18 protein-coding genes, 1 pseudogene and 1 riboswitch are annotated in these 19,825 nt (G+C 69.6%); of the genes and pseudogenes, 13 read left to right on the plus strand and 6 right to left on the minus strand.

What is annotated here, in order from left to right:
* Nucleotides 1–79 precede the first annotated feature (79 nt).
* The 5 genes from ACIQU3_RS25915 (at nt 80) to ACIQU3_RS25935 (ending at nt 4,582) form a co-directional block, all read left to right on the plus strand.
* Entirely contained in the window at nt 80–1,309 is a 1,230-nt protein-coding gene (locus ACIQU3_RS25915; RefSeq protein ID WP_403737049.1) for an Ig-like domain-containing protein, read from the plus strand.
* 81 nt (nt 1,310–1,390) lie between these two features.
* Nucleotides 1,391–2,158 (plus strand): enoyl-CoA hydratase/isomerase family protein, encoded by a 768-nt coding sequence (locus ACIQU3_RS25920; protein ID WP_403737047.1) that lies wholly within the window; start codon nt 1,391–1,393, stop codon nt 2,156–2,158.
* A gap of 273 nt (nt 2,159–2,431) precedes the next feature.
* A complete protein-coding gene (locus ACIQU3_RS25925; protein ID WP_403737044.1) occupies nt 2,432–2,935 on the plus strand; it encodes an ATP-binding protein in 504 nt (167 codons plus the stop codon).
* A 76-nt stretch (nt 2,936–3,011) separates the two neighbouring features.
* Nucleotides 3,012–4,190 carry a YncE family protein gene (locus ACIQU3_RS25930; RefSeq protein WP_403737041.1) on the plus strand — a complete coding sequence of 393 codons (1,179 nt, stop codon included), beginning with the start codon at nt 3,012–3,014 and terminating at the stop codon, nt 4,188–4,190.
* Between the two features lie 179 nt (nt 4,191–4,369).
* Nucleotides 4,370–4,582 (plus strand): EF-hand domain-containing protein, encoded by a 213-nt coding sequence (locus ACIQU3_RS25935; RefSeq protein WP_403737038.1) that lies wholly within the window; start codon nt 4,370–4,372, stop codon nt 4,580–4,582.
* A gap of 169 nt (nt 4,583–4,751) precedes the next feature.
* On the opposite strand, the gene ACIQU3_RS25940 is transcribed toward ACIQU3_RS25935, so the two are convergent.
* The 6 genes and pseudogenes from ACIQU3_RS25940 to gcvT form a co-directional block, all read right to left on the minus strand.
* On the minus strand, nt 4,752–5,318 hold the full coding sequence (locus tag ACIQU3_RS25940; protein ID WP_403927983.1) for a glycoside hydrolase family 25 protein: 567 nt from the start codon (nt 5,316–5,318) through the stop codon (nt 4,752–4,754).
* Nucleotides 5,319–5,521: 203 nt separating this feature from the next.
* A pseudogene (locus ACIQU3_RS25945) lies at nt 5,522–5,865 on the minus strand (MFS transporter); the annotation flags it as partial.
* Nucleotides 5,866–5,882: 17 nt separating this feature from the next.
* On the minus strand, nt 5,883–7,250 hold the full coding sequence (locus ACIQU3_RS25950; RefSeq protein ID WP_403737032.1) for an L-serine ammonia-lyase: 1,368 nt from the start codon (nt 7,248–7,250) through the stop codon (nt 5,883–5,885).
* 85 nt (nt 7,251–7,335) lie between these two features.
* Nucleotides 7,336–8,598: a serine hydroxymethyltransferase gene (gene glyA / locus ACIQU3_RS25955; protein ID WP_403737029.1), complete on the minus strand. Its 1,263-nt coding sequence runs from the start codon at nt 8,596–8,598 to the stop codon at nt 7,336–7,338.
* Nucleotides 8,599–8,607: 9 nt separating this feature from the next.
* Entirely contained in the window at nt 8,608–8,985 is a 378-nt protein-coding gene (gcvH, locus tag ACIQU3_RS25960) for a glycine cleavage system protein GcvH (RefSeq protein ID WP_184564542.1), read from the minus strand.
* 103 nt (nt 8,986–9,088) lie between these two features.
* Nucleotides 9,089–10,210, minus strand: a complete 1,122-nt coding sequence (gene gcvT / locus ACIQU3_RS25965) for a glycine cleavage system aminomethyltransferase GcvT (protein ID WP_403927986.1) — start codon at nt 10,208–10,210, stop codon at nt 9,089–9,091.
* A gap of 192 nt (nt 10,211–10,402) precedes the next feature.
* Nucleotides 10,403–10,502: riboswitch (glycine riboswitch) on the minus strand.
* A gap of 222 nt (nt 10,503–10,724) precedes the next feature.
* Between gcvT and ACIQU3_RS25970 the strand changes: the two genes are divergently transcribed.
* The 8 genes from ACIQU3_RS25970 (at nt 10,725) to ACIQU3_RS26005 (ending at nt 19,800) form a co-directional block, all read left to right on the plus strand.
* A complete protein-coding gene (locus tag ACIQU3_RS25970; protein WP_403927988.1) occupies nt 10,725–11,396 on the plus strand; it encodes an AAA family ATPase in 672 nt (223 codons plus the stop codon).
* Nucleotides 11,397–11,554: 158 nt separating this feature from the next.
* Nucleotides 11,555–12,343, plus strand: coding sequence for an enhanced serine sensitivity protein SseB (locus ACIQU3_RS25975; RefSeq protein ID WP_403737020.1), 789 nt, complete (start codon nt 11,555–11,557; stop codon nt 12,341–12,343).
* 204 nt (nt 12,344–12,547) lie between these two features.
* Nucleotides 12,548–13,348, plus strand: a complete 801-nt coding sequence (locus ACIQU3_RS25980; RefSeq protein ID WP_403737016.1) for an enhanced serine sensitivity protein SseB C-terminal domain-containing protein — start codon at nt 12,548–12,550, stop codon at nt 13,346–13,348.
* 343 nt (nt 13,349–13,691) lie between these two features.
* Nucleotides 13,692–14,690 carry an ABC transporter permease gene (locus ACIQU3_RS25985; RefSeq protein ID WP_403737013.1) on the plus strand — a complete coding sequence of 333 codons (999 nt, stop codon included), beginning with the start codon at nt 13,692–13,694 and terminating at the stop codon, nt 14,688–14,690.
* An 8-nt stretch (nt 14,691–14,698) separates the two neighbouring features.
* Nucleotides 14,699–16,462, plus strand: a complete 1,764-nt coding sequence (locus tag ACIQU3_RS25990) for an ABC transporter substrate-binding protein (protein ID WP_403737008.1) — start codon at nt 14,699–14,701, stop codon at nt 16,460–16,462.
* A 91-nt stretch (nt 16,463–16,553) separates the two neighbouring features.
* Nucleotides 16,554–17,564, plus strand: coding sequence for an ABC transporter permease (locus ACIQU3_RS25995; RefSeq protein WP_403737005.1), 1,011 nt, complete (start codon nt 16,554–16,556; stop codon nt 17,562–17,564).
* Nucleotides 17,561–18,643: an ABC transporter ATP-binding protein gene (locus ACIQU3_RS26000; RefSeq protein WP_403927990.1), complete on the plus strand. Its 1,083-nt coding sequence runs from the start codon at nt 17,561–17,563 to the stop codon at nt 18,641–18,643. The genes ACIQU3_RS25995 and ACIQU3_RS26000 overlap by 4 nt, the downstream gene beginning before the upstream one ends.
* Nucleotides 18,640–19,800: an ABC transporter ATP-binding protein gene (locus tag ACIQU3_RS26005; protein ID WP_403736997.1), complete on the plus strand. Its 1,161-nt coding sequence runs from the start codon at nt 18,640–18,642 to the stop codon at nt 19,798–19,800. Before ACIQU3_RS26000 ends, ACIQU3_RS26005 begins: the two co-directional genes overlap by 4 nt.
* Nucleotides 19,801–19,825 lie beyond the last annotated feature (25 nt).

Raw genomic sequence — 19,825 nt, forward strand, 5'->3', positions numbered from 1 at the left:
GCCTTGTGGTTAATATGCGCCGACGCGCGGGGGACGCGCGGGGTGCGGGCCTGACCAGGCCCTGGGAGGGGAGAACCACGTGAACGGGCGACCGATATCGGGGGCGTCGGTTGGGCGCAGGAACGGAGTGCTCGCGTCGGCGATCGGCGTGCTGCTGCTCGCCGTCACGGCGTGCGGCGGCGGGAGCGGCTCCGGTTCCGGCGAGGGCGGCAACGACGGCAAGGACGCGGGCAGCGCGCAGAGCAAGCAGTCCGAGGCGGTCGTCGGCATCACTCCGAAGGACGGGGCCAAGTCCGTCGACACGAGCGGTGCGCTGAAGGTCACCGCGTCGAAGGGCAAGCTGACCGAGGTCGAGGTCAAGGACGCCGAGGGCGGGAAGATCGACGGCGAGATATCCGGGGACGGCGCCAGCTGGACGCCGTCCACCCATCTGGCCGGGGCCACCAAGTACACGGTCCACGCGGTCGCCAAGGACTCCGAGGGCCGCACCGCCGCGGAGGACGCGGGCTTCACCACACTGACCCCGGAGAACACCTTCACCGGCACCTTCACCCCCGAGGACGGCTCCAAGGTCGGCGTCGGAATGCCGTTCTCCATCCGCTTCTCCCGGGGCATCACCAACCCCGACGACGTCCGGAAGGCCATCCGCATCAGGACGGAGCCGGCCGTCGACGTCGAGGGCCACTGGTTCGGCAACGACCGTCTCGACTTCCGCCCCGAGAAGTACTGGAAGCCCGGCACCAAGGTGACCGTCGACCTGAACCTCGACGGCGTCGAGGGGCGCTCCGGCGTCTACGGCGAGCAGGACAAGACGGTGAAGTTCACCATCGGCCGCAGCCAGGTCTCCGTGGTCGACGCCAAGAAGCTGACCATGAAGGTCATGCGTGACGGCAAGACCATCAAGACCATCCCGGTCACCACCGGCCAGCCCGGCATGGAGACCTGGAACGGCCAGATGGTCATCAGCGAGATGCTCACCGTCACCCGGATGAACGGCGAGACGGTCGGCTACGGCGGCGAGTACGACATCAAGGACGTCCCGCACGCCGTCCGCCTGACCACCTCCGGCACCTTCCTGCACGGCAACTACTGGGCGAGCGGCGCCTTCGGCAACTACAACGCCAGCCACGGCTGCATCGGCCTGCGCGACGTGCGCGGCGGCTGGGACAAGAAGGTGCCGGCCGCGTGGTTCTTCAACCACTCGATGATCGGCGACGTGGTGGTCGTCAAGAACTCGAAGGACCGGACCGTCGACCCGGACAACGGGCTGAACGGCTGGAACATGTCGTGGGAGAAGTGGAAGAAGTAGTTCTCCGCCGCTGATAAGAGGGCCCCGGTGTGACCGACCGCACCGGGGCCTCTTCTGTTAGTCCCGGTTAACCTGCTGCCCATGACCGTCTCTCTCGAAGTCGCTGAAGGCGTCGGCACGATCCGTCTCGACCGCCCGCCCATGAACGCGCTGGACATCGCCACGCAGGACCGGCTGAAGGAACTCGCCGAGGAGGCCACGCGCCGCGAGGACGTGCGGGCCGTGGTGATCTACGGCGGCGAGAAGGTGTTCGCGGCAGGCGCGGACATCAAGGAGATGCAGGCGATGGACCACACCGCGATGGTCCTGCGCGCCCGTGCCCTCCAGGATTCGTTCACAGCGGTGGCCAGGATCCCCAAGCCGGTCGTCGCGGCCGTGACGGGCTACGCGCTGGGCGGCGGCTGCGAACTCGCCCTGTGCGCGGACTTCCGCATCGCCGGCGAGAACGCCAAGCTCGGCCAGCCGGAGATCCTGCTCGGGCTGATCCCCGGCGCCGGTGGCACCCAGCGCCTGGCCCGCCTGGTCGGCCCTTCCAAGGCGAAGGACCTCATCTTCACGGGCCGCATGGTGAAGGCCGCGGAGGCCCGTGAGATCGGCCTGGTGGACCGGGTCGTCCCCGCCGACGAGGTGTACACCCAGGCGCACGCCTGGGCCGCGAAGCTGGCCCAGGGCCCGGCGCTCGCGCTGCGCGCCGCGAAGGAGTCGATCGACACCGGCCTGGAGACGGAGATCGACACGGGCCTCGCGGTCGAACGGAACTGGTTCGCGGGTCTGTTCGCCACCGAGGACCGCGAGCGCGGGATGCGCAGTTTCGTGGAGGAGGGGCCGGGCAAGGCGAAGTTCCTCTGAACATCCGGTCAGGGGCTTGCAATTGACGCGGTGTCTGACCCGGGTCCCTCGATGGGGCGGTTTATGACAGCCTTAAGGCAACCTTAAGCGTGCCGGAGTGGAAGAGTCCGGCGGATACGCCGGAATAGGACGTTCCGGCAGGTCATGGCGGGCGCCAGGGACTCCAAGATGCCTTTGGCATATGACAGATGATCGTCCGTCCACCCCTCGTTCCCGGGGGTGTAATCCCCGGGAACGGCCCCTTCGGGCGCCCCGGGCGGCCATGATGGGGGCATGGCGGGGCTGGAGGGTATGGAACAGCCGCGGGGACACGCACATGCGGCCGCGGCGCGCTGGTCGCCGACCGTCGAGGACGAACACGCGCTCAAGGCACTGGAGTTGTACGGCAACCCGACGGAGGCAGAGGTTCCCCTGCCGTCCCGTCCCGAGTCCGCCGCCACCGCGAGACGGCTCACCCAGGTCGTGGTCCTGCGCCAGTGGGGCCTCACCCCGAAGACCACCGAGGACGCGGTCCTGCTCGTCTCGGAACTGGTCGGCAACGCCGTGCGCCACACCGGCGCCCGGATCTTCGGACTGCGTCTGCACCGGCGCCGCGGCTGGATCCGCGTCGAGGTCCGCGACCCCTCCCGCGGCCTGCCCTGCCTGATGCCCGTCCAGGAGATGGACATCAGCGGCCGGGGCCTGTTCCTCGTCGACAAACTGGCCGACCGCTGGGGGGTCGACCTCCTGCCCAGGGGCAAGACCACCTGGTTCGAGATGCGGGTCGCCGACCGCTGAGCGCGTCCCGTGCCTCACCCGGTCGCCGGACGGACGAATCACGGGTTTCCCGGCCCGGCGCCCCTTAAATGGTGCAATGCGCCTCCATCTCCTCAAGAGCACCCTGGTCGCGGGTGCAGCCCTCGCCGCCCTCGCCGCCTGCGGCACCGGGAGCGGGGACCGGGCCTCCGAGGCGCGGGGCACCGAGGCCGCCGTGCCCGCCCCGTCCGAGAAGAAGCCCGTGGAGGGCCTGCCCGGCATGCCACCCGTCCTGGACCCCGAGGACGTGTACGCGGCCGACCGCCCGAACAAGCTGTCCCCGGTGGTCGAGGACTTCCCCTCCCGGGTCTACGTCCCCAACACCGAGTCCGACACGGTCACCGTCATCGACCCCACGACGTACGAGGTCACCGAGACGATCCGGGTGGGCCGGCAGCCGCAGCACGTCGTCCCGTCCTGGGACCTGAGGACGCTGTGGGTCAACAACAACCGCGGCCACACCCTCACCCCGATCGACCCGAGGACCGGCAAGGCGGGCAAGGAGGTCGAGGTCCACGACCCCTACAACCTCTACTTCACACCCAACGGCAGATACGCCGTCGTCATGGCCTCCCTCGACCGCGAGCTGGTCTTCCGCGACCCGCACACCATGAAGGTGAAGAAGACCGTCCCGGTCACCTGCTACGGCGTCAACCACGCCGACTTCTCCCTCGACGGCCGCTACTTCATCGTCTCCTGCGAGTTCAGCGGCGAGCTGCTCAAGGTCGACACCGAGAAGATGGAGGTGGTCGGACAGCAGCGGCTGCCGTTCCAGGGCGCCATGCCGCAGGACGTGAAGGTCTCGCCCGACGGTGAGAGGTTCTACATCGCCGACATGACGGCCCACGGCATGTGGGTCCTCGACGGCGACCGGTTCGGCAAGCCCACCCTGATGCCCACCGGCAAGGGCTGCCACGGCCTCTACGTCAGCCGCGACTCGCGGGAGATGTACGTGACCAACCGCGGCGAGGGCACGATCTCCGTCTTCGACTTCACCCAGGACAGGCTGACCAAGAAGTGGCGGTTGCCCGACGGCGGCAGCCCCGACATGGGCGGCGTCTCCGCCGACGGCAAGGTGCTGTGGCTGTCCGGCCGCTACGACGCCGAGGTGTACGCCGTCGACACCCGCACCGGCACCCAGCTCGCCCGCATCCCGGTCGGCCGCGGCCCGCACGGCCTCGCCGTGTACCCGCAGCCCGGCCGCTACTCGCTGGGCCACACCGGCGTGTTCCGGTGAGACCGGGCCGGCCGCGGCCGCGAGTTGCTCACCGTGGTGCAGGGTGCCGCGCCCGAGGCGGCGCAGCACGAGGAGCACGCCCGGGTGGTCGCCGCGCTGGAGGCGCACCCGGCCGGTTAATCTGACCTGCGTCAGACCTGCGCCAGCAGGACGTACAGCACGAGATGAGGGGCGGACCGGTGGCGGACATCGAGGAAGCACGCAAGCAGTTCGAGCGGATCGATACGGACGGTGACGGATTCATCACCGCTGCCGAGTTCAAGACCGCCCTGGCCAAGTCGGGTGACTGGAACGTCACCGAGTCGGTCGCCGAGGTCGTCATCAAGACCCGTGACCTCGACGGCGACAAGCGGCTGAGCTTCGACGAGTTCTGGGCCTACCTGAACAAGTAGGCGCCCGGCTCGCCCTGCCGAGCGAAGGGGCCCGGTCCACGCTGCGGACCGGGCCCCTCGTCGTGCCCGGGGACGGCGAGGGGCCGCACCCGGAGGCCGGAACAGTCCACCCGCCGCGCCGGTTGACCCGGGTCACGGGACTCCACGGGACGCGGTTCACCGACAGGCCCTAGCTCAGGCCGCGCCGGCCTGCCCACGTGCGCAGCGCCGCCCTGCTCTCGAAGTCGGCCACGTTCTTGTCCAGCGGGTCCTCGGTGTACTGGTGGAAGCGCCATGTCGCCTTGATGCGGGGCTTGCCCGCGGAGACGTAGTCGGCGATCCACAGACCGTCGCCCGCATAGGACGACGTGTCGACGTTCAGCCAGAAATGGCGGTTGCAGTAGAGCACCACGCGGTTCTCCGGCCGGAGGTCCTTCAGCTTCCGGATGAACCGGTCCTTCTCGGCGTTGCTCGCGTGCGTCCCCTCGCCGGTCGTCTCCCAGTCGACGGCGAGGATGTCGCCGGGCCGGTCCGGGGCCCTGCCGACGAAGTACTCGGCCTGGGCGGTGAGGTTGCCGGGCCACAGGAAGTGGTAGAAGCCGACGACCAGTCCGGCGTCTCTGGCGCGCTCGGTCTGGGCGGCCAGCTTGGGATTGACGTAGGAGCGGCCCTCGGTCGCCTTGACGAAGACGAAGGAGAGGCCGTCGGTGTCGTAGGAGGAGCTCTGGTAGGCGCTCACGTCGATTCCGCGCAGCATGGGGGTCTCCCTGAAGTGCACGTGGGGGAGGGGGAGTTCCACCACCGTGGCACGGGCCGGCGCCGGCTGGGACGGAAAGGCCGGCCTCGGTCGCGAGCGGGGCGGAGGTCCCCGGGGTCTGGGCTGATGTGATGCCCCGCTGAGGCGGCCCTACGCCGGGCGCGAGGCGGCTCGCACCCGGCGCCCGTGCACAGAGGGCGGATTCAGGAGGCGGGGGAGGTGACGGAGGGAGCGGGCGCGTCGGTGACGGATGCGGTCTCGCCCGAGTCGAGGGAGAGGTGTTCGGTCTCCTTGCCGATCAGGAGCGCGACCAGCGTGAGCACCGCCATCGCCGAGAGGTGGACGCCCACCAGCCAGGGCGAGCCGTCCCCGGCCTGCCACAGGGCCACGGCGATGAACGGCGCGACGGCCGCCCCAGGATCGAGCTGACGTTGTACGAGATGCCGGAGCCGGTACAGCGCACGCTGGTCGGGAAGAGTTCCGGCAGCAGCGCACCCATGGGGCCGAGGGGCATGCCCATCAGCGTGAAGCCGAGCACCGGCCACAGCGCCCGGCGGGACGGGCTCAGCACTCGATGATGTTCACCGCCAGCCCGCCCCGGGCCGTCTCCTTGTACTTCACCGACATGTCCGCGCCGGTGTCCTTCATCGTCTTGATGACCTTGTCCAGCGACACCTTGTGGGAGCCGTCGCCGCGCATCGCCATACGGGCGGCCGTGACGGCCTTGACCGCGGCCATGCCGTTGCGCTCGATGCACGGGATCTGGACCAGCCCGCCGACCGGGTCGCAGGTCAGGCCGAGGTTGTGCTCCATGCCGATCTCCGCGGCGTTCTCGACCTGCTCGGGCGAGCCGCCGAGCACCTCGGCCAGGGCGCCCGCGGCCATGGAGCAGGCGGAGCCGACCTCGCCCTGGCAGCCGACCTCGGCGCCGGAGATGGAGGCGTTCTCCTTGAAGAGCATGCCGATCGCGCCCGCGGCGAGCAGGAAGCGGACCACGCCCTCCTCGTCGGCGCCGGGCACGAAGTTGACGTAGTAGTGCAGGACCGCCGGGATGATGCCGGCGGCGCCGTTCGTGGGGGCCGTGACGACCCGGCCCCCGGCGGCGTTCTCCTCGTTGACCGCCATGGCGTAGAGGGTGATCCACTCCATGGCCAGGGCCAGCGGGTCGCCCTCGGAGCGCAACTTGCGCGCGGTGTTCGCGGCCCGGCGGCGCACCTTGAGTCCGCCCGGCAGGATGCCCTCCTGGGAGAGTCCGCGCGCCACGCAGTCCCGCATCACCTGCCAGATCTCCAGCAGGCCCTCGCGGATCTCGTCCTCGGTGCGCCAGGCCCGCTCGTTCTCCAGCATCAGCGCCGAGATGGACAGACCGGTCTCCTCGGTCAGGCGCAGCAGCTCGTCACCCGTGCGGAAGGGGTACTTCAGCACGGTGTCGTCGAGCTTGATGCGGTCCGCGCCGACCGCCTCCTCGTCCACGACGAACCCGCCGCCGACCGAGTAGTACGTCTTCGTCAGCAGTTCCGCGCCCGAGGCGTCGTACGCCCACAGCGTCATGCCGTTCGCGTGGTACGGCAGGGCCTTGCGGCGGTGCAGGACCATGTCGTCGTCGAAGGAGAACGCGATCTCGTGCTCGCCGAGCAGGTTCAGCCGGCCGCCGGACTTGATCGCCTCCACCCGCTCGTCGGCGCTCGCCACGTCGACCGTGCGAGGCGAGTCGCCCTCCAGGCCGAGCAGCACCGCCTTGGGCGTGCCGTGGCCGTGGCCGGTCGCGCCGAGCGATCCGTACAGCTCCGCGCGGACCGAGGCGACGGACCCCAGCAGCTCCTCGTTGCGCAGCCGCCGGGCGAACATCCGGGCCGCCCGCATCGGGCCCACGGTGTGGGAGCTGGACGGGCCGATGCCGATCGAGAACAGGTCGAAGACCGAGATGGCCACGGGGAACTCCTGACTACGGGGTGGTGCAGAGGGGGTGGGTGCCGCCGCCCGTGTGACGGGCGGCGGCACCCGAAAGGTTTCTTCTTTACTTGTTCAGACCGGAGTACAGCGGGTGCTTGTCGGCCAGGGCCTTCACCCGTGCCTTGAGGGCCTCGGCGTCGTAGGACGGCTTCAGCGCCTCGGCGATGACGTCCGCGACCTCCGCGAAGTCCTCGGCCTTGAACCCGCGGGTGGCCAGGGCCGGGGTGCCGATCCGCAGACCGGACGTCACCATCGGCGGACGCGGGTCGTTCGGGATCGCGTTCCGGTTGACGGTGATGCCCACCTCGTGGAGGCGGTCCTCGGCCTGCTGGCCGTCCAGCTCGGAGTGGCGCAGGTCGACCAGGACCAGGTGCACGTCCGTGCCGCCGGACAGGACGTCCACGCCCACGGCCCGGACGTCGTCCTTGACCAGACGCTCGGCCAGGATGCGGGCACCCTCCAGCGTACGGCGCTGGCGCTCCTTGAAGTCCTCCGAGGCGGCGACCTTGAAGGCGACCGCCTTGGCGGCGATCACGTGCTCCAGCGGACCGCCCTGCTGACCGGGGAAGACAGCGGAGTTGATCTTCTTGGCGAGCTCGGCCGTGGAGAGGATCACACCGCCGCGCGGGCCGCCGAGGGTCTTGTGGGTCGTGGTGGTGACCACGTGTGCGTGCGGCACCGGGTTGGGGTGCAGCCCCGCCGCCACGAGCCCGGCGAAGTGCGCCATGTCGACCATCAGGTAAGCGCCGACCTCGTCCGCGATCCGGCGGAACGCGGCGAAGTCCAGCTGCCGCGGGTAGGCCGACCAGCCGGCGACGATCAGCTTCGGCTTGGACTCCTTCGCCAGCCGCTCCACCTCGGCCATGTCGACCCGGCCGTCGTCGCCCACGTGGTAGGCGACGACGTCGTAGAGCTTGCCGGAGAAGTTGATCTTCATGCCGTGGGTCAGGTGACCGCCGTGGGCGAGGTTCAGGCCCATGATGGTGTCGCCCGGCTTGAGCAGCGCGAACATCGCGGCCGCGTTGGCCTGGGCACCGGAGTGCGGCTGCACGTTGGCGTGCTCGGCGCCGAACAGCTCCTTGATGCGGTCGATCGCGATCTGCTCGACCACGTCGACGTGCTCGCAGCCGCCGTAGTAGCGGCGGCCCGGGTAGCCCTCGGCGTACTTGTTGGTGAGGACCGAGCCCTGCGCCTCCATGACCGCGACCGGAGCGAAGTTCTCCGAGGCGATCATCTCGAGGGTGGACTGCTGGCGGTGCAGCTCGGCGTCGACCGCCGCGGCGACGGCCGGGTCGAGCTCGTGCAGGGGTGTGTTCAGGACGGACATACGACTCCCTCAGCCCGCGGAGAACGCGGTGTACTCGTCGGCGGAGAGCAGGTCGCCCGGCTCGTCCGTGATCCGCACCTTGAACAGCCAGCCGCCCTCGAAGGGGGCCGAGTTCACCAGCGACGGGTCGTTCACGACGTCCTCGTTGACCTCGGTGACCTCACCGGACACGGGGGAGTACAGGTCGGACACCGACTTGGTCGACTCCAGCTCGCCGCAGGTCTCGCCGGCGGACACCGAGTCACCGACCTCGGGAAGCTGGACGAACACGACATCGCCGAGCGCGTTGGCCGCGTGCTCCGTGATGCCGACCGTCGACACGCCGTCCTCGGCGGCCGACAGCCACTCGTGCTCCTTGCTGTAGCGCAGCTCGTTGGGGTTGCTCATGGCCTGGATTCTCCTGTACGCGCGGGAGTGCTGTGGAAGGGGGGACTGCTGGTGAGCTGGGACGACGGGCACGGGGCCGCAGCCGCGGCCCTCCGGCCAGTGTCTACTTCTGGCGCTTGTAGAACGGCAGCGCCACGACCTCGTACGGCTCGTGACTGCCCCGGATGTCCACGCCCACGCCGGCCGTGCCGGGCGCGGCGTGCGTGGCGTCGACGTACGCCATCGCGATCGGCTCGCCGAGGGTGGGGGAGGGAGCGCCGGAGGTGACCTCGCCGATCACCTCGCCGCCGGCGACGACCGCGTACCCGGCGCGCGGGACCCGGCGGCCCTCGGCGACGAGTCCGACCAGGACGCGCGGCGGGTTCTGCTCGGCGCGGGCGGCGGCCTCGCGCAGGGCCTCGCGGCCCACGAAGTCGCCCTCCTTCTCGAACTTCACCACCCGGCCGAGCCCGGCGTCGAAGGGGGTGAGGGAGGTGGTCAGTTCGTGCCCGTACAGCGGCATGCCCGCCTCCAGGCGCAGCGTGTCGCGGCAGGACAGCCCGCACGGGACCAGGCCGACGCCCTCGCCGGCCTTGGTCAGGGCCTGCCACAGTTCGACGGCGTGCTCGGGCTTCACGAACAGCTCGAAGCCGTCCTCGCCGGTGTAGCCGGTCCGGGCGATCAGGGCCGGGACACCCGCGACCGTGCCGGGCAGCCCGGCGTAGTACTTCAGGCCGTCGAGGTCGGCGTCGGTGAGGGACGCCAGGATCCCGGGCGACTGCGGGCCCTGCACGGCGATCAGCGCGTAGGCGTCCCGGTCGTCGCGCACCTCGGCGTCGAAACCGGCGGCGCGCTCGGTCAGCGCGTCCAGGACCACCTGGGCGTTGGAGGCGTTGGCGACCACCATGTACTCGGTCTCGCCCAGCCGGTAGACGATCAGGTCGTCGAGGATGCCGCCGTCGGCCCGGCAGATCATGGTGTAGCGGGCCCGGCCCGGCTTCACACCGCCGATGTTGCCCACCAGGGCGAAGTCCAGCAGGGCTGCGGCCTGGGGGCCGGTGACGGTGATCTCGCCCATGTGGGAGAGGTCGAAGAGGCCGGCCTTCGTGCGCACGGCGAGGTGCTCGTCGCGCTCGGAGCCGTAGCGCAGGGGCATGTCCCAGCCGGCGAAGTCGGTCATCGTCGCGCCGAGCGAGCGATGCAGGGCATCGAGCGCGGTGTGACGGAGTTCTCCTGTACTGCTCACGGTCGGTCGTCTCCAAGGGGCGATGGGGCACCTCCCACGCGAGCGAAGCCGAGCGTGGGGGAGGGCGAGGACGTTCCTCCCCATCTGTCATCGGAACCTGAGAGGTTCGCCATGACCACTCGGGACACGGCTTGCACCTTGGGTGGGGCCACGCCTCGCGTGCGGAGGAGGTGGCCCGCTTTTCAGATGTGCCTCGCCCGCGCGGTAACGGGGCCTGAGAGATTCAAGGGAGGGACTTGCTCCTTCGGCGCCCCAGCTCTTGCGGTGCTGGGAACTCTCCCGCGCGGATTCAAACGGCCGGTATGCAGTTGGCGCGCACATCATTGCACGCATCCTTCCGGCGCGGCAGGGGGACCTTTCACAGGGAGTGCACGAGTCCCGCGCGCCGGGCACGGCGACCTGTAGCAGCCCTGTTGCAGGACGAGAACGTAAATGAGAGGCCTGCCGCATTACCTTCTCTTTACACTCGGCGGGGATGGGACTCCGTACCTGGCCCCAGGGGAGGACGATCACGGTGAACAGGACCACCGCGTACGCGACGACGGGCATCGCGCTGCCCGAGCAGCCGGCCGCCCGGGCCCGGGCGGCCGCCGCTCCGGCACCGGCACCGGCGCCGGTCGTCCGCGATCTGCGCGACCGCGCCGGCCGCGGTCCGCGCGCGCTGCTGTTCGGCCCCCGCGACCTCGTCGTGGTGACCGGCCTGCCGGGCAGCGGAAAGTCCACCCTGATGCGGCGCACCGTGCCGGGCCGGCGCGTCGACTCCCAGGACACCCGCGACCGCTGGGCCCGCCGCATGCCGCGAGCCGTGCCGTACGCGCTCTACCGCCCGTTCGTCCGCCTCGCCCACTACGCCGGACTGCGCCGCGCTCTGCGCACGGGCGAGGGCATCGTCGTGCACGACTGCGGTACGCAGGCCTGGGTCCGCCGCTGGCTCGCCCGCGAGGCCCGCCGCCGCGGCGGCACCCTGCACCTGCTCCTCCTCGACGTCACGCCCGAACAGGCCCTGGCCGGCCAGCGCGACCGCGGCCGCGGCGTCTCGCGCTACGCGTTCCTGCGCCACCGCGCGGCGAGCACCCGCCTGCTGCGCGCGGTGGAGCGCGGCGACCTCCCCGCCGGCTGCGGTTCTGCCGTCCTGGCCGACCGGGACGCGGTGGACGGCCTCCGCAGAATCGGCTTCATGGGCTGAACGGCACACGCGTCCGCAGTCCGGCATCACCCATGCCGCCCCGTTTCACGGGCCGGACCGCACACGCGTCCGCAGTCCGGCATCACCCATGCCGCCCCGAGTCCGGCAGCCGTTAGCCTTTTGACCCACAGCAGTGGTTCCAGGCAGGCGGTAGGCAGATGGACATCCCGGCGGACTTCTCCGCGGACTTCCCGGCGCACACGCAGACCCACCCGCACGGCGGTTGGCCCGGCAACGAGCTGGAGGAGGTGCTCTCGGCCTCCCTCGGCGCCGGACCGGCGGCCGGCGGGCGGATCGTCGAGGTGCTGGGCCGGAGCTTCGTCTGGATCCCGCTGCCCAACGGCGGCGGCCCGCAGAGCGGTCCCCTCGACCTGCCCGGCATCGAGATCGACGGCCAGGCGTTCGTACCGGTGTTCAGCTCCGAGGAGCAGTTCCGCCAGGTCGCCGGCTCGCACATGTCGTACACCATCGCCCCCGCGGTGGAGTTCGCCCGCGGTCTGCCCCCGCACGCGGGGATAGCCGTCAACCCGGGCGGTGTGGTCGGCATCCCGCTCCCGCCGCCCGCCGTGGCCGAGCTGTGCCGGGCCGGCCGGACCCCGCTGGACGGGCCCGCGAGCGGCGGCCGGGTCCGCCTCTTCGAGCCCGACTGGCAGGACGACCCGCTGGACTTCCTGGCCGCCGCCTCCGCGGAGTTCGAGGCGACCGGCGTCGTCGTCACCGCCCGCCGCTGCCTCGCCGCGATCGAGACCGCCGATCCGGTGATGTTCGTCGGCGTCGAACTCTCCCAGTGGGAGGGCGACCTGCGCGTCCTGCCGCTGGACGCCCTCACCCGTGCCGTCACCGCCGCCCCGGCCCCCTGGCCGGTCAACCTGGTGCTGCTGGACGTGACGGAGGACCCGGTGGGCGCCTGGATGAGGGACCGGGTCCGGCCCTTCTACCAGCGTTAGGGCTGCGCCGCAGGGGCGCGGGGCTCCATCCGCCAGGGGCAGGGCCGCGCCTCAGGGGCTCGGGGCTCTGCCGTCGTGCGGCTCCACCGCGTGGGCGCGAGCGGTCACACCCGACCCGCACCCGCCCGACGGGCATAATCTCCGGGCTCCCCTGCGGGCTTAAGCTAGGACACCGTCGAGGCGTTGTACGAAGGGGCGGTAAAGGTGAGCGCGAGCGGCACGGCCGCGGCCGGACAGGTCGAGCACATGCTGCGCCAGGTCACGCCCGGGCGTTACGACGCCTACGAGGCACTCCTGCGCGCGCTCGCGACCCCGCACACCGGCCAGATCTGGATGCTCCTGTGGCACGGTCAGGCCGGCTCGCCCGACGCCCAGTACGGGAACATGGACGTCGACGGCCATGGCTACGCGCCCTGCGTGACCTCAGCCCAGGAGCTCTCCGCCAGCGGCTGGAACCGCTCGTACGAGGTGATCGACGGGCTCGACGTCGCCCGCGCCCTCTACCCCGACCACTACGGCCTCTGGCTCAACCCGCACGCCCCGGGCGGCGGGGTCGGCATCCCCTGGCTCGATCTGCGCCGGATCGCCACGGGCCTGGACCGCCAGCCCGCCGGGCCTCTGCGCCTGTCCGAACCGGCCATCGAGATCCCGCAGTTCTACGCCCTGCTCGCGCAGAACGCCCACCGCACCCCGGCCGTCCGCTCGTTGCGCCGCGCCTGGGTGCAGCCCGCGCTGGGAGCGCCCTACCTCGCCATCGGACTGGATGTGTACGACACCTCGCCGCCGGCCGTGGACTCGGTGCGCGCGATGATGCAGCAGTCGCTGGGCGCCGTACCGGACGGGCTGCCGGTGTCGACCGTCGCCATGTCCGACGAGCACGACCCGGTCGCGATGTGGCTGCGCGCGAAGGCACGTCCGTTCTACGACCGCGAGGCCCACGCCACCGCCCCGGTCCAGGCACCGGCCTCCGGCTACGGCTACCCTCCGGCCCAAGGCCGGTACTGACCGGCTGGAAGTCGTCCCCGGCGGCCTCCTCCGCACCCTCCCCGGAACGCGACGATTGCTCAGCTCTTCGCGCGTAGATAGGGGTGGAAAGTTCGGGTCTGTCCTAAGATGCCCTTGTCCTGGGGTGTCCGACCCCTGCTACCCGTTGTCCGGATAACGGAACCCCGCAGACAGCATCACGTTTACGCATCCTTTCATCGCCAAGTCTGGCAACAGATCGCCAAAGCGTTGAAGACTCCCCGCAAGACACGGGCCGGGTCGGTCTCGTGTACGAGACAAACAAAACCGCTACAGCGGCACCAGGGGCTCGGCGACCGCCGGCCCGAGAGGGGTCAATCGCACCGTGACCGCACCGATCGAGACCACCGGGGCGGAAGCCGGAGCACAGCCCGAGGCCGTGCTCTCCGGGGTCAAGAAGAGCCAGATCGAAGGGCGCTCGCTCACCCAGATCGCCTGGATGCGCTTCAAGCGGGACAAGGTGGCGATGGCGGGAGGCGTCGTCGTCATCCTGCTCACGCTGCTGGCGGTGTTCTCCAAGCCGATCCAGTGGATCTTCGGGCTCGATCCCAACAAGTTCAACCAGGACCTCATCGACCCCGCACTGCTCGCCCCCAAGGGCGGCTGGGGAGGTATGAGTTGGGACCACCCGCTGGGCGTGGACCCCCAGTACGGCCGTGACATGCTCGCCCGCATCATCGACGGCTCCTGGGTCTCCCTCCTGGTCGCGGGCGGCGCCACGCTGCTGTCCGTGTGCATCGGCACCGTGCTCGGTGTCGTCGCCGGGTACTACGGCGGCTGGATCGACAGTGTGATCAGCAGGCTGATGGACACGTTCCTGGCCTTCCCCCTGCTGCTGTTCGCCATCTCGATCTCCGCCTCCGTCCAGGACGGGTTCTTCGGCCTCGAAGGCCTGTCCCTGCGCATCAGCGTGCTGATCTTCGTGATCGGCTTCTTCAGCTGGCCGTACATCGGCCGCATCGTGCGCGCCCAGACGATGACCCTGCGCAAGCGGGAGTTCATCGAGGCCTCCACGAGCCTCGGGGCACGCGGCCCGTACGTCCTGTTCCGGGAGCTCCTCCCGAACCTCGTCGCACCGATCCTCGTCTACGCGACGCTGATCATCCCGACGAACATCCTGTTCGAGGCCGCGCTGAGCTTCCTCGGCGTCGGTATCGCTCCGCCGCAGGCCTCCTGGGGCGGCATGCTCAGCAACGCTGTGGATCTCTACACGGCTGATCCGCAGTACATGTTCGTGCCCGGACTGGCGATCTTCATCACCGTCCTGGCCTTCAACCTGCTGGGTGACGGGCTGCGTGACGCCCTCGACCCTCGCAGCAAGTGATCCATCGAATGAGGGGGCTTCCTCAGGTGAAGACGAGAAGGGTGACCGCCGGCGTTGCGTCGGTCCTGGCACTGTCGCTGGGCGCTGCCGCGTGCGGCGGAGGCGACGACAACGACGGGGGAGGCAGTGGCAAGAAGGACGCCGCGCTGAACTCGATCGTCAACGCGTCCGACAAGAAGGGAGGGACGGTCACGTACGAGCACTCGGACGTGCCGGACTCCCTCGACCCGGGCAACACGTACTACGGCTGGGTCCAGAACTTCTCCCGCCTCTACGGCCGGACGCTCACCACGTTCAAGCCGGCGGCGGGCAAGGCGGGCCTGGAGGTCGTGCCGGACCTCGCCGAGGGGCTCGGCAAGTCCAGCCCGGACGCGAAGACCTGGACGTACAAGCTGCGTGCCGGTGTGAAGTTCCAGGACGGCACCCCGGTGACGTCCAAGGACGTGAAGTACGCCATCGAGCGCTCCAACTTCGCGCCCGAGGCGCTGTCCAACGGCCCGACCTACTTCAAGGCGTACCTGGAGGGCGGCGACAAGTACAAGGGCCCCTACAAGGACAAGTCCGCCGAGGGCATCAAGTCCATCGAGACGCCGGACGACCGGACGATCGTCTTCAAGCTGAAGCAGCCGTTCGCCGACTTCGACTACCTGGCGACCTTCTCGCAGACGGCCCCCGTGCCGCAGGCGAAGGACACCGGCGCGAAGTACGTGCAGGCCATCCAGTCCACCGGCCCGTACCAGTTCCAGTCCTACGAGGAGGGCCGCGGCGCCACCCTCGTGCGCAACAAGCAGTGGGACGCCAAGACGGACCCGATCCGCAAGGCCCTGCCGGACAAGATCACGATCAAGTTTAAGGTCAACCCGGTCACGGTCGACAACAACCTGCTCTCCGACAAGATCACGGCTGACGCGGCCGGCACCGGTGTGCAGCCGCAGACCCAGCCGAAGGTGCTGCGCGGCAAGTACGCCAACCAGACGGACAGTTCCTACGCGGGCGCCACGCAGTACATCGCGCTCAACGTGAACGTGAAGCCGTTCGACAACGCCGACTGCCGCAAGGCCGTGCAGTGGGGCCTCGACAAGCAGTCGGTGCTCGACGCCATGGGCGGCTCCCCGAAGGGCGACGTGGCGACCACGCTGCTGCCGCCGTCGGTGAACGGCTACACCAAGTTCGACACCTACGCGACCGACGGTCACAAGGGTGACGTGGCCAAGGCCAAGGCGGCCCTGAAGGCGTGCGGCAAGCCGAACGGCTTCAACACGATCCTGACGGCCCGTTCCGACCGCCCCGCCGAGGTTGCCGCGGCGACCGCCATCCAGGCGTCGCTGAAGAAGATCGGCATCAACATCGAGATCAAGCAGTTCCCCTCCGGCAAGTACTTCTCGAACTTCGCCGGTGTCCCGAGCTACGTCCACGACAACAAGCTCGGCATGCTCTCGATGGCGTGGGGTGCCGACTGGCCGACCGGCTACGGCTTCCTCGACCAGATCATCAACGGTGCCGCCATCAAGCCCTCGGGCGGCAACAACCTGATGGAGCTGGACGACCCGAAGATCAACAAGGCCCTGACGGACGCGATCGCCAACACCGACGACGCCGCCCGTACCAAGGCCTGGGGTGACATCGACAAGATGGTCCTCGACAACGCCTCGGTCGTCCCGCTGGTCTACCGCAAGAACCTGCTGCTCCGGCCGACGTCCGCCCAGAACGTGACGGTCACGCAGGCCTACCTCGGCATGTACGACTACCTGCTGATGAGCTCCGCGAAGTAATTCAGCAGGCCGGATCCTTTCGAAAGGCAGGTGAAGGCACCGGGTGGCCGCGGCGGACGATCCCGCCGCGGCCACCCGGGGCCGTACAGCTGTGGCTGCGTACATCATCCGACGCGTCATGGGCGCAGTGCTGTTGCTGCTGGTGGTCAGCGCAGTCACCTTCGCCATCTTCTTCCTGGTCCCCCGCATCGGCGGGCAGACGGCCGACCAGTTGGCCACCCAGTACGTGGGCAAGGACGCGAACCCCGCTTCCGTCGCCGCGATCAAGGAAAACCTTGGGCTGGACCAGCCGGTCTACGTTCAGTACTGGGAGTTCATCAAGGGCCTCGTGGTGGGCGCCGACTACAAGTTCGGTCCCGACGCGACGCACTGCAGCGCACCCTGCTTCGGGTACTCCTTCAAGAGCCACATCGAGGTGTGGCCGCAGTTGGAGCAGCGGATCCCCGTCTCCTTCTCGCTGGCCATCGGTGCGGCGGTGATCTGGCTGGTCACCGGCGTGACCACCGGCGTGATCTCGGCGCTGCGCAAGGGCAAGCCGATCGACCGCTTCTCCATGTTCATCGCGCTCGCCGGCGTCTCGCTGCCGATCTTCTTCACCGGCCAGATCCTGCTCGCGCTCTTCGTCTACGAGATCCCGATCTGGGAGAGCATCGACTACGTCCCGTTCACGGACAACCCGGCCGAATGGGCCTGGCACCTGATGCTGCCCTGGATCAGCCTCGCGTTCCTCTTCTCCGCGCTCTACGCCCGGCTCACCCGGGCGGGCATGCTGGAGACGATGAGCGAGGACTACATCAGAACCGCCAGGGCCAAGGGTCTCAAGGAGACCACGGTCGTGGCCAAGCACGGCCTGCGCTCCGCGCTCACCCCGATCGTCACCATCTTCGGCATGGACTTCGGCACCCTGGTCGGCACCGCGGTGCTCACCGAGACCGTGTTCTCCCTCCAGGGCATCGGCGCCTACTCGGTCCAGGCCATCAAGGACAACGACCTGCCCATCGTGATGGGCGTGACCCTGGTCGCCGCGTTCTTCATCGTCTTCTGCAATCTGATCGTCGACCTGGTGTACGCCGCCATCGACCCCCGGGTGAGGTACTCGTGAGCAAGCTCGACAAAGCCGCGCTCGGCGAACCGGACACCACCGCCGCGTCCGTACCGGACGACGTGTTCCTGTCCGTCCGTGATCTGCGCATCCACTTCGACACCGACGACGGCCTGGTCAAGTCCGTCGACGGCGTCAGCTTCGACGTGCGCAAGGGCCAGACCCTGGGCATCGTGGGCGAGTCCGGTTCCGGCAAGTCGGTCACCTCGCTCGGCGTGATGGGCCTGCACCGCTCGGCGCGCGCCAAGGTCTCCGGCGAGGTCTGGCTGGACGGCCAGGAGCTCATCGCGGCCGACCCCGACGACGTACGGCGGCTGCGGGGCCGGAAGATGGCCATGATCTTCCAGGACCCGCTGTCGGCGATGCACCCCTACTACTCGGTGGGGCACCAGATCGTCGAGGCGTACCGGGTCCACCACGACGTCAGCAAGAAGGCCGCCCGGCAGCGGGCGATCGAGATGCTCGACCGGGTCGGCATCCCCGAGCCCGGCAAGCGCGTCGACGGCTACCCGCACGAGTTCTCCGGCGGTATGCGCCAGCGAGCCATGATCGCCATGTCGCTGGTGAACAACCCGGAGCTGCTCATCGCCGACGAGCCGACCACGGCCCTGGACGTCACCGTGCAGGCGCAGATCCTCGATCTGATCCGGGACCTGCAGAAGGAGTTCGGCTCCGCGGTCATCATGATCACCCACGACCTGGGCGTGGTCGCCGAGATGGCCGACGACCTGCTGGTCATGTACGGCGGCCGGTGCGTGGAACGCGGCCGCGCCGAGGACGTGTTCTCCGAGCCCCGGCACCCCTACACCTGGGGCCTGCTCGGCTCGATGCCGCGTCTGGACCGGGAGGAGACCGACCGGCTCATCCCGATCAAGGGCGCGCCGCCCTCCCTCATCAACCTCCCGTCCGGCTGCGCCTTCCACCCGCGCTGCCCGTACGCGGACATCCCGAAGGACAACGTCACCCGCACGGTCCGCCCCGAGCTGACCGAGGTCGGCGGCTCGCACTGGGCCGCCTGCCACATGACGCAGGAGCAGCGGGAGCGTATCTGGACCGAAGAGATTGCGCCGAAGCTGTGAGCGACGACAAAACGGTGAGCACACCGGACACCAGCGGGAGCACCCTCACCAAGGGCACCACCGCCGACGGTGACATCCTGCTGAAGGTCACCGGCCTTCAGAAGCACTTCCCGATCCGCAAGGGCCTGCTCCAGCGGCAGACCGGCGCGGTGCGTGCCGTCGACGGCATCGACTTCGAGGTGCGCAAGGGCGAGACGCTCGGTGTCGTCGGCGAGTCGGGCTGCGGCAAGTCCACCATGGGCCGGCTGATCACCCGGCTGCTCGAACCGACCGGCGGTACGGTCGAGTTCGAGGGCAAGGACATCACGCACCTGAAGACCGGCGCGCTGCGCCCCATGCGCCGCGACGTGCAGATGATCTTCCAGGACCCGTACTCCTCGCTGAACCCCCGCCACACGATCGGCACGATCGTCAGCGCCCCCTTCCGGCTCCAGGGCGTCGAGCCCGAGGGCGGGGTGAAGAAGGAGGTCCAGCGGCTGCTGTCGGTGGTCGGCCTCAACCCCGAGCACTACAACCGCTATCCGCACGAGTTCTCCGGCGGCCAGCGCCAGCGCATCGGCATCGCCCGCGCGCTCGCGCTCAACCCCAAGCTGGTCGTGGCGGACGAGCCGGTCTCCGCGCTGGACGTGTCGATCCAGGCTCAGGTGGTGAACCTGCTGGACGACCTCCAGAAGGAGCTGGGCCTGACGTATGTGATCATCGCGCACGACCTGTCGGTCGTCCGGCACGTCTCCGACCGGATCGCGGTGATGTACCTCGGCAAGATCGTGGAGCTGGCCGAACGCGACCAGCTGTACAAGTCGCCGATGCACCCGTACTCCAAGGCCCTGCTGTCGGCCGTGCCGATCCCGGACCCCAAGCGCCGGGGCGTCAAGAGCGAGCGCATCCTGCTCAAGGGCGACGTGCCCTCGCCGATCGCCCCGCCGAGCGGCTGCCGCTTCCACACCCGGTGCTGGAAGGCGACGGAGATCTGCAAGACGACCGAGCCGCCGCTCAAGGAGCTGCGGGCCGGGCAGCAGGTCGCCTGCCACCACCCGGAGAACTTCGAGGACCAGCAGCCCCAGGACACCAAGCTGCTGTCCTCGGCGCACGAGGTGGCCGCGGAGAACGGTGTGGGGAAGTCCGCGGGGAGCGACACCGCGACCGTCGAGAAGTGATTCCCCCCGAGCCCCCGCCCTCGTA

It is taken from the genome of Streptomyces sp. NPDC101110, assembly GCF_044759525.1.
Lineage (GTDB): Bacteria > Actinomycetota > Actinomycetes > Streptomycetales > Streptomycetaceae > Streptomyces.